The organism is Arthrobacter sp. BE255, from assembly GCF_031457335.1.
In the GTDB taxonomy this organism is placed as follows: Bacteria; Actinomycetota; Actinomycetes; order Actinomycetales; family Micrococcaceae; genus Arthrobacter.
The window spans coordinates 191,179-202,031 of record NZ_JAVDWK010000011.1 but is presented as its reverse complement, the minus strand read 5'-3'; the positions used below and the strand labels follow the sequence as shown (position 1 = coordinate 202,031).

The 10,853-nt window shown below is 65.0% G+C and carries 4 protein-coding genes; 1 reads left to right on the top strand and 3 read right to left on the bottom strand.

Annotation, left to right across the window (positions count from 1 at the left end; genetic code table 11):
* Positions 1–485: 485 nt before the first annotated feature.
* The 3 genes from J2X42_RS18075 to J2X42_RS18065 are packed head-to-tail and all read right to left on the bottom strand — an operon-like array spanning position 486 to position 8,039.
* The gene (locus J2X42_RS18075) at positions 486–4,163 is read right to left on the bottom strand and encodes a 1,4-alpha-glucan branching enzyme (RefSeq protein WP_310167216.1); all 3,678 of its coding nucleotides are present in this window, start codon (positions 4,161–4,163) and stop codon (positions 486–488) included.
* A gap of 1 nt (position 4,164) precedes the next feature.
* Positions 4,165–5,961, bottom strand: coding sequence for a maltose alpha-D-glucosyltransferase (gene treS, locus J2X42_RS18070; protein ID WP_310167215.1), 1,797 nt, complete (start codon positions 5,959–5,961; stop codon positions 4,165–4,167).
* Positions 5,958–8,039: an alpha-1,4-glucan--maltose-1-phosphate maltosyltransferase gene (locus tag J2X42_RS18065; RefSeq protein ID WP_310167214.1), complete on the bottom strand. Its 2,082-nt coding sequence runs from the start codon at positions 8,037–8,039 to the stop codon at positions 5,958–5,960. The genes treS and J2X42_RS18065 overlap by 4 nt, the downstream gene beginning before the upstream one ends.
* Before the next feature lie 152 nt (positions 8,040–8,191).
* On the opposite strand from J2X42_RS18065, the gene glgP reads away from it, so the two are divergent.
* On the top strand, positions 8,192–10,810 hold the full coding sequence (gene glgP, locus J2X42_RS18060) for an alpha-glucan family phosphorylase (RefSeq protein ID WP_310167213.1): 2,619 nt from the start codon (positions 8,192–8,194) through the stop codon (positions 10,808–10,810).
* Positions 10,811–10,853: the final 43 nt, after the last annotated feature.

Sequence of the window (10,853 nt, the reverse complement as noted above, 5' to 3'; positions counted from 1 at the left end):
AGAAACAACACGCGCCCCCGGGAAAACGGGACACACGCACTGCAAAATTTGAAACCAGCTGTAAAAACCAAACCACACCACGGGGTGGCATAATCCGGCCAAAACAACCAATCAATAAAACAATTGGTATCAACAAACTTGGCACACTATTGAGTTCTCAAACAACAGACACACCCGGCACCACCACAACCAAACAAACAGCCATGGATCGCTCCGGAGCAACCTCTCAAACTTACCGGCTGGTCTCACTCTTGTCAAACCGGCATCCGCGACCTTCATCGCCCTAAGGCTTTCGTGTCGGTTTTTTCGGTCTGACTCCGTGGAGCAGCGCGGAAATAAACTCTACCACCACTTCGCCGGGATGGCCAACCACGCCCCACGCAGTCCCCTGCGGCCCCGCCCCCGGCGCAGCCAAAAGCCCGGAATCTCAAGGAATTCCGGGCTTTTGGCCGTTCAGTTAAGAGAGCCGGTTCACAGCCAAGTGCTCAGCCGGCGGCTGGTGGTACGGGCTTGAAGTACGCAGCGCCCAGGGGCGGCAAGGTTACGGTCAGCGATGCCGGCTGGCCATCAAGCCCTTCGTCCCGGGCAATCAGCTCACCACCGTTGAGGACACCTGAACCGCCATAGGCCGCAGCATCCGTGTTCAGCACTTCCGTCCACGCGCCCACGGCAGGGACACCCAGGGTGAACCCCACGTGCGGTCCGCCGGAGAAGTTGATGGCGACAACCAACGGATTAGCATCCTTGTCCCAACGGACGAAGGTCAGGACGTTGCGGTCCGCGTCGCCGCCGTTGATCCACTGGAACCCGCCCGGCTCGTTGTCCCTCTCGTAGAGCGGGGGCGTGGAGCTGTACAGCTCGTTCAGGTCCTTGGTCAGCAGCTGCACGCCGCGGTGCGCCGGAATGTCGGCAAGCCACCAGTCCAGGCCATGCTGTTCGGACCATTCGGCCTCCTGGCCGAACTCGGTACCCATGAAGATGAGCTGCTTGCCCGGATGCGCCCACTGGTAGGCCAGGAATGCACGAAGGTTCGCGAGCTGCTGCCACCGGTCCCCCGGCATCTTGCGCAGCATGGAGCCCTTACCGTGCACAACCTCATCGTGGCTGATGGGCAGGAGGAAGTTCTCAGTGAATGCGTACACCAGCGAGAACGTGACCGTCCCGTGGTGCCATTTGCGGTTTACGGGGTCTTCGGAGGCGTACTTCAGTGAGTCATGCATCCAGCCCATGTTCCACTTCAGCCCGAAGCCGAGGCCGCTGTGGCTGGTCGGCGCGGTCACACCGGGGAATGCCGTGGATTCTTCGGCAATCATGACTGCACCGGGGTGGGTCTTGTACACCGTGGCGTTGACTTCCTGGAGGAAGGAGATGGCCTCCAGGTTTTCCCGGCCGCCGAAGCGGTTGGGCGACCACTGGCCGTCTTCGCGGGAATAGTCCAGGTACAGCATGGAAGCGACGGCATCCACGCGAAGTCCGTCGATGTGGAACTCGTCCAGCCAGTACAGCGCGTTGGCCACCAGGAAGTTCCGTACCTCGGTACGGCCGAAGTCGAAGATCAGCGTTCCCCAGTCGGGGTGCTCGCCCAGGTTGGGATCGGCGTGCTCATAGAGGGGTTCGCCGTCGAACTGGGCCAGGGCCCAGGCATCCTTGGGGAAGTGGGCCGGCACCCAGTCCAGCAGGACGCCGATGCCCTCCTGGTGCAGTGTGTCCACCAGGAACCTGAATTCGTCGGGGTGTCCGAAGCGTGAGGTGGGAGCAAAGTAGGACGTGACCTGGTACCCCCAGGACCCGCCGAACGGGTGTTCTGCCACGGGCATGAATTCGACGTGGGTGAACCCGAGCCATTTGACGTACTCCACCAGTTCCTTGGCAAGCTCACGGTAGCCAAGGCCAAGCCGCCAGGAGCCGAGGTGGACTTCGTAGACGCTCATGGGCGAATTGTGCGGGTCCCGCTGGGCGCGGGCCTCCATCCATTCGTCGTCCTTGAACGCGTAGGACGGTTCCACCACGCGGGAGGCCGTCAGCGGCGGGACCTCGGTGCCGAAGGCCAGCGGATCGGCCTTTTCGACCCAGTGCCCGGCTTTCGTTTTGATCTCAAATTTGTAGCACGCCCCTGCTAAAACGCCAGGCAGGAACACTTCCCAGACACCGGAGGAACCCAGGGAACGCAGGGAGTTTTCGCGGCCGTCCCAGGCGTTGAAGTCGCCTTTGACCCGGACTGCCTGCGCGTTCGGTGCCCACACGGCAAAGGACACACCGTCCACGTCCCCCAGCGAGGACTTGTAGTGCTGGACATGGGCGCCCAGTACTTCCCAGAGTTTCTCGTGCCGGCCCTCACCGATAAGGTGCAGGTCAACTTCCCCCACGGTGGGCAGGTACCGGTATGGTTCGTCCACAGTGAGCGGGGTGGCGCCCGGGTAGGTGACCTCCAGCCGGTAGTCCGGCACGTGGCCCGGCTGTTCCGGTTCGAGGACGGCAACCCACACGCCATGGGCCTCATGGGTCATGGGCTCCGTGCCGGATGCTGTCACGACCGACACGGCTTCAGCCAGGTGCTTGATCGTGCGCACTGTCACGTGCCCGTGGTCATCGAGGTGCGCACCCAGGATGGAATGCGGCGCATGGTGCTCCCCGTTCGCTACCCTGCCGAGGGTATCCGGGTCCACATGCAGCGGCACACGGGGCCGTTCGGTACGTGCTGAGCCTGTCATTTTGTTACCTTCCGATGCCGCCCCGGCCTGATCGCCGGAGCCTTTACCGCTGAGCAGCCGCCTGGATGCGTTGACTGGAATCGCCAGCCAGTCGGGCCTGTTCCGCAATTCATAAACAACTTCATACAGCGCTTTGTCCAGCCACAATGCCACAAACAGGGGCGAGTGGCGGTCGATGGTGCCGGGTGTGACATTCGTGTACCCCGCGAGGAATGCCTCCGCGCAGTCATCGACCCACGATTCCGGGACCCGGGCACCTTCCTGCTCGCGTTCCGCGGCTCCCGCGGCATAGTCGAACGAGCGGAGCATACCCACCACATCGCGCAGCGGGACGTCCGGAAAATTGCGCTCGGCGATCGGCCGCAGGGGTTCGCCTTCGAAGTCCAGGATCGCCCAGCGCGCCGGTTCCCCGCCGCGTCCGGGCACCTGGAGGATCTGCCCAAGGTGGAGGTCCCCGTGGATCCGCTGCAGCGGACCGGCAGGGACGCCGTCGAGCGCGCTGAGCAGGGAGCCGAGCGCCTGATCGTAAGGCCCGACGGCGGCGCCGGCCTCAGCCCATGTCTGCCGGACCCGCTGGGCTACTCCGGGAGCAATGACCTCTCCGGGGACTGCTTCTTCGGACACGCCCAGCGCCCCGGCGAGGCGGCGGTGGACCGTTGCCGTGGCAGCACCGAGTGCGCGTGCTTCTGCGGTGAAATCCGCACCCGTGCGGGCGGCGTCCACTGCGAGGCGCCACGCGTCGCGTCCACCGTCCAGGAACTCATGCGCCACGGCAAGTTCGCCTCCGGCAAGGGTGCCAGTGTGGCTCCCGCCGGGAACACGCCACTCGCCGCGGACCCAGCCCAGGGTGGCCGGGACCTCGGAGGTGCCGGCGGCGGTCAGCGCCGCACCCACCTCGACTTCGGGGTTTGTCCCCGGGGACAGCACACGGAAGAACTTCACGATCGCTGCCGATTCGCCGTCGTCGACTATGACCGAACTGTTGGACTGCTCACCGGACAAGACCTTCACCACACCATGCGCGGTAGGCAGGCGGTATTCCGACGGCGAGCGGTAGGCGCCCGCAGCCGCGGCACCGGCTGTGCCGGCGTTACGGATCAGTTCCAGCCAGGCGGCGACAAAGTCGGGATCGTGCACGGCGTCGTAGACCCAGGGCCATTCGGAGTCCTGGGCGTCCTGGCCGACGAGGGCACGCTCAAGTTCGCCGGCCGGCCCGGCACGCCGGCTCAGCGGAACCTGGACGACGTCGGTCCGCTGGCCGCCGTCGGCCGTCACCGACGTGACCGCGAGGAGAAAGACCTCCAGCCGGGCCATCGGTGACCGGTCCGCCAGGCCCAGGCCGCCCACCTGTTCGAGGGAGAAATCGGCTGTCTTGACCGGGAACCAGCGCTGGCTCGGGAGCCATTCCCGCAGCAGCGCGGCCAGGGCCGGAGTGAGGATCGGCTCGCCCATATCAGTTCTCGATGGACAGGATCGGGAGCGCTTGTGTATAGGGGGACGCCGGGTTGGAGGCCGCCGAACGGATCCGCAGCCAGAAGAAATCGTGGCTGCCCAAGGTCAGCGTCAGCGTGCCGTCCCCGTCGATTCCGGGGAACGGCTGCCCGCCGAAGACGTCGCGGAGTCCGCGGCCGGCGAATTGCGGAACACGGAGTTTTGCCGCCACGGGGTGCTGGGAAAGGTTGAAGGCGCAGAGGATCGTTTCGCCGACCTCCCCTGCGGTGTTGTCGTCCGTGAGTTCCCGAAGGTAGGCCACCACGGCGTCGTGGTCGGCCTCCACGTGCTTGAACGCGCCCAGCCCGAAAGCGGGGTGGTTCTTGCGGACGCTGAGGATCTGCCGGGTCCAGCGGAGCAGGGATCCCGAGTGGGCCGCCTCCGCCTCGACGTTGGCCATGCTGTAGTTATACACAAGCGACTGGATCACCGGTAGGTACAGTTTCCCGGGGTCGGCGTTGGAGAATCCGGCGTTGCGGTCCGGGTTCCACTGCATGGGCGTGCGGACCGCGTCCCGGTCCTCCAGCCAGATGTTGTCCCCCATGCCGATCTCGTCGCCGTAGTACAGGAACGGGCTGCCCGGCAGGGACAACAGGAGCGCGTTGATCAGTTCGATCTCGGCCCTGGAGTTGTCCAGCAGCGGCGCCAGCCGGCGCCGGATACCGATGTTTGCCCGCATGCGCGGGTCCGGTGCGTACCAGCCGAGCATCGCGGCGCGTTCATCCGCGGTAACCATTTCCAGGGTCAGTTCATCGTGGTTGCGCAGGAAGGTACCCCATTGGGCCCCCTCGGGGATCTCCGGGGTGTCGTGCATGGTCTCGATGATGGGCGCGGCCTTCTGGTCGCGGAGCGCGTAGTACAGGCGGGGCATGATGGGGAAGTGGAAGGCCATGTGGCATTCGGGCTCCTCCTCCGTGCCGAAGTACTCCACCACCTCGTTGGGCGGCTGGTTCGCCTCGGCGATGATCACCCGGCCGGGGTAGCTCTCGTCGACCATGGTCCGCAGCTTCCGCAGGAAATCGTGCGTGGCGGGGAGGTTCTCGCAGTTGGTCCCTTCCTCTTCGAAGAGGTAGGGAATGGCGTCCGCCCGGAACCCGTCGATGCCCTGGTCCAGCCAGAACCGGACGACGTCGAAGAGCGCGTCGATGACCTTGGGGTTTTCGAAGTTCAGGTCCGGCTGGTGGCTGAAGAAGCGGTGCCAGAAGAACTGCCGCCGGATGGGATCGAAGGTCCAGTTGGATTCCTCGGTGTCTACAAAAATGATGCGCGCGTCCTGGTACTTTTCGTCGGTATCGCTCCAGACGTAGAAGTCGCCGAACGGGCCGTCGGGATCCTTGCGTGATTCCTGGAACCACGGGTGCTGGTCCGACGTGTGGTTGAGCGGGAGGTCGATGATGACCCGGACGCCGCGGGCATGCGCCTCCGCGACGAGCCGCTTGAAGTCGCTGATGGTGCCGAACTCGTCCAGCACGGAGTTGTAGTCCGAGATGTCGTACCCGCCATCACGCAGCGGGGACTGGAAGAACGGCGGCAGCCACAGGCAGTCCACGCCAAGCCACTGCAGGTAGTCGAGCCTGTCGATCAGTCCGTGGAAGTCGCCGGAGCCGTCGCCGTTCGCATCCGCGAAGGCCCTGACCAGCACCTCATAGAAGACGGCCTTCCGGTACCACAGCGGGTCATGCTGAAGTCCTGGCGCGTTCAGTTCGAACGTGCTCTTCGGGGTGAAATGCTGGCTGGAGCTTTGCGGGTTGAAACTCACTGATGCATTCTCCTCACACTCAGGATGTGGGCGGGTTCGATGTGCGAATCCAGGCGGACGTAGTTGTATTCGCCCCATTCCCAGCTTTCGCCGGAAATAAGGTCATCCACCGTGAAGCCTCCGTTGGCCGACAGGTCCTCCGGATCGAGTTCCAGGGCGGCCAGGTCAAGGGAGACGGTGCTTTCCCTGGTGCCGTGCGGGTCTACGTTGACGACCACGATGATGGTGTCCTTGGTGCCGTCCGGGAGGGTCTTGTGCTTGGAGTACACCACCGTGGCGTCGTCCGTGCTGTGGTGGACCGTCAGGTTCTGCAGGTCCTGCAGGGCCGGATGCTCGTGCCGGATGCCGTTAAGCCGGGTGATGTAGGGCGCCAGCGTACGGCCGGATTCGGCAGCAGCGTCCCAGTCGCGGGCCTTGTACTCGAACTTTTCGTTGTCGATGTACTCTTCCGCTCCTGGGCGGGCCACATGTTCGTACAGTTCGTAGCCGGCGTAGACACCCCACAGCGGGCTGGCAGTGGAAGCCAGTGCGGCGCGGATCTTGAAAGCGGCCGGGCCGCCGAACTGGAGGTACTCGGTCAGGATGTCCGGGGTATTGACGAAAAAGTTGGGGCGGAAGAAGGCAGCGGACTCGTGGCTGACTTCGTGGAAGTAGGTTTCGAGTTCCTTCTTGGTGTTCCGCCACGTGAAGTACGTGTAGGACTGCTGGAACCCGGCGCGGCCCAGCGCGTGCATCATGGCCGGACGGGTGAAGGCCTCGGCGAGGAACACAACACCGGGGGCTTTTTTGTTGACCTGCGCAATGAGCCATTCCCAGAACCAGACGGGCTTGGTGTGCGGATTATCGACGCGGAAAATCCGCACGCCGTGGCTGACCCACAACAGGACAATACGGAGGATTTCCTTTGAGAGGCCCTCCGGATCATTGTCGAAATTCAGCGGATAAATATCCTGGTATTTTTTGGGCGGGTTTTCCGCGTAGGCGATACTGCCGTCAACGCGGGTGGTAAACCATTCCGGATTGGTCTCCACCCAGGGGTGGTCCGGTGCCGCCTGGAGGGCCAGGTCCAGGGCCACTTCCAGTCCGAGCTCGTTCGCCCGGGCGACGAAGGCGTCGAAGTCCTCGAAAGTGCCCAGGTCCGGGTGGATGGCGTCGTGGCCGCCTTCCTTGGCGCCGATGGCCCAGGGCGAGCCGGGATCGTGGGGTCCGGCGATCAGGGTGTTGTTGGGTCCCTTGCGGTGCTGTACGCCGATGGGGTGGATCGGCGGCATGTAGAGGACATCGAAGCCCATGGCGGCCACCGCGTCCAGCCGCTTGGCTGCCGTCCGGAAGTTACCCGAGGTCCAGGCACCCGTGGAGTGGTCCCGCACTGCCCCTTCGGACCGGGGGAAGAACTCGTACCAGGCGCCGCGTCCTGCCAGGTCGCGTTCAACAAAGAGCGGGTACTGCTCCGAGGCGGCAACCAGTTCACGGATCGGCTGGCGCTGCACTACGTCGGCGACGTCGGCGCCGAATCCGGCTGCGAGGCGTTCTTCATCGGTGAGGGCTGTGTTGGCCAAAATGGAAGCAGCCTGTCGCAGGGTGCGCCGGTCCGACGCGTTCCGGGAGGAGTCGGCGGCGGCGTCCGAGAGCAGCGCTGAGCCTTCTGCCAGCATCAGCTCAACGTCGATCCCGGCGGCAACCTTCACTTCGGCGTTGTGGTGCCAGGTCCCGTAGCGGTCGTGCCAGGCTTCAATGAGGAAGGTCCAGTTTCCCGTGCCCGACGGCGTGATGATGCCTTCCCAGCGGTCGGTCCCCAGTCCGCGTTCCCCACGCGCGGGGGCCAGCCTGACGCGCTGGCGTTCCTTTCCCTTGGGGTCCAGGAGGACGGCGCTGACGCCGAGCTGGTCATGTCCTTCGCGGAATGCGGTGGCTCCGACCACAATTCCCTCGCCCGGCAACGCCTTGGCGGGAAACTTTCCACCCTCCACGACGGGCTGCACCGCGGTGATGGGAAAACGGCCAAACCGCAGACCGTCAGTGATTCGGCCCTTCGGCTTTTGCTTTGCTGCTGCACTGGTTCCTGATTTAGTCGTCACATCCTCGACGTTAGCGAGAAATCACCGAGATTGCTAAGGCTGCGCACTTTTTAGCCGCGGTGATTCGTCTTTTCCGTGGCCGCATCTGTCATTTACCTAAAAGAAAGCTAAAGCGGTTCCAGCCGCCCATGTTGTCGGTTAGTGTGGCGCAGGTGAAGGCAATCCGCAGATTTACCGTCCGAACTGTTCTCCCGGAACCGATCAGGCCACTGGCCCGGTTGGCGACCAACCTGCGCTGGTCCTGGCACCGGCCCACCCGCGAACTTTTCGCGGCGTTGAACCCCCGTGTCTGGGAGGAGAGCGGCCAGGATCCGGTGAGCTTCCTGGGCCTTGTCAGCCGTGAGGAGTTCCAGCTCCTGGCAGCTGACCAGGCAGTGGTGGAGCGCGTCCGTTCCGCCGAGCAGGACCTGGACCGGTACCTGGAAGAGCCGCGCTGGTACCAGAGCCTGGGTGACGGCGCCCCATCCTCCATTGCCTACTTTTCGCCCGAGTTCGGCATCACCGAGGTGCTGCCCCAGTACTCAGGGGGCCTTGGCATCCTGGCCGGCGACCACCTGAAGGCGGCTTCGGACCTCGGTGTGCCGCTGATCGGCGTGGGCCTGCTCTACCAGGCGGGGTACTTCAAGCAGTCGCTGTCGCGGGATGCCTGGCAGCAGGAGACGTATCCGGTGCTGGACCCCGATGGTCTCCCCCTGACCCTGCTGCGCGAACCGTCGCGTGACGGCAACGGCCGGCCCCTGCAGATCTCCCTGCCGCTCCCCAACGGCCGCCGGCTCATGGCACACATCTGGCGTGCCGACGTCGGACGTGTTCCGCTCCTGCTCCTGGACTCCAACGTTCCGGGCAATGACGACGCCGCCCGCGGGATCACAGACCGCCTGTACGGCGGCGGCGGTGACCACCGGCTCCAGCAGGAGTTGCTCCTGGGCATGGGCGGCGTGAAGGCGCTGCGTGCGTACCAGCGGCTCACGGGCCGGGACGCCCCCGAGGTGTTCCACACCAATGAGGGGCATGCGGGATTCCTGGGTATCGAACGCATCCAGGAGCTGATGGCCGGCGACGACGCCCTGAGCTTCGACGAAGCCCTGGCGGCGGGCCGTGCCTCCACGGTTTTCACCACGCACACGCCGGTCCCGGCCGGCATCGACCGGTTCGAGATTTCGCAGATCCAGCACTTCTTCCAGGCCGGCCTCGCTCCGGCGGTCCCGGTGGACAGGATCCTTGAACTGGGTAGGGAGAACTATGCGGACGGCAATCCGTCCGTCTTCAACATGGCAGTGATGGGCCTCCGGCTCGCGCAGCGTGCCAACGGTGTGGCCAAACTCCACGGTGAGGTCTCCCGCGGCATGTTCTCGGCCCTCTGGCCGGGCTTCGACCATTCCGAGGTGCCGATTACGTCGGTGACCAACGGCGTGCACGTGCCCACCTGGGTGGACGGGCGGATTTCCAAGCTGGCGAGGGAGCAGTTCGGCACTGAGGCTGAGGCCAACGGCCGCTGGGACCTTGCGTACAACGTCAGCGACGCCGATGTCTGGGCGCTGCGACGCGCGATGCGTACGGCGCTGGTGGAGGATGTCCGGCGGCGCCTCCGCGCTGCCTGGAAGAAGCGTGGCGCCGCGGACGCGGAGCTCGGCTGGACGGACAGCGTGCTGGATCCGGACGTGCTGACGATCGGCTTTGCACGCCGCGTCCCCACGTACAAGCGGCTGACGCTGATGTTGCGCGAACCGGCCCGGCTCAAGGCGCTGCTGCTGCACAAGGACCACCCCATCCAGCTGGTTATCGCGGGCAAGTCCCACCCCGCCGACGACGCCGGCAAGAAGATGATCCAGGACCTGGTCCGCTTCACCGACGATCCCGAGGTCCGGCACAGGATCGCGTTCTTGCCGAACTATGACATTGCCATGGCCCGGACGCTTTTCCCCGGCTGCGACGTCTGGCTCAACAATCCCCTCCGGCCGCTGGAGGCCTGCGGCACGTCCGGGATGAAGGCCGCGATCAACGGCTCGCTGAACCTGTCAGTGCTGGACGGCTGGTGGGATGAGATGTACGACGGCGAAAACGGCTGGGCGATCCCCACCGCCAACAACGGCGCGTCCCCCGAGGAACGCGACGACATCGAGGCCGCCGCCCTCTACGAGCTGCTGGAAACCCAGGTGGCGCCGCGTTTCTACGGCAACACCGTCTCCGAAAGCGCCGGCGCGGCCGGCCCCTCGGAATCGGGCACCGAAAAGGTGCCCACGCACTGGGTCTCGATGATCAAGCACACGCTGTCGCACCTGGGTCCGGCTGTTTCGGCTGACCGGATGCTCCGCGACTACGTGAACATCCTGTACCGCCCGGCGGCCGAGGCCGGCCGGCGGGCGGTCCAGGACTCCTATGCCCAGGCCCGTGCGCTGGCTGCCTGGACCGCGCAGGTCCGCGCTGCGTGGCCGCTGATCCATGTGGAGCACGTCGACTCCGTCGGTGTCTCCGAAGACCCGCAGATCGGCGACACCCTGCAGGTCAACGCCTACGTGGCCCTGCATATCCTGTCCCCCGAGGACGTGTCGGTTGAGGTGGCCTATGGACGGGCCGAGGAAAACGACACGCTTGCCGACGTCACGGTGATGGAACTCCAGATACAGGAGGACCTCGGCGGCGGCCGCCACCTGTTCAGCGGGTCCCTGCTGATCGACCGGGCCGGATCCTTCGGCTACACCGTCCGCGTCCTGCCCCGGCACGAGGCACTGGCCTCCAAGGCGGAGCTGGGGCTGATCGTCAACGCCTGAGCCGTTTCCAGACATTCGCCGGGTGTCAGTCATCCTCCGCGTG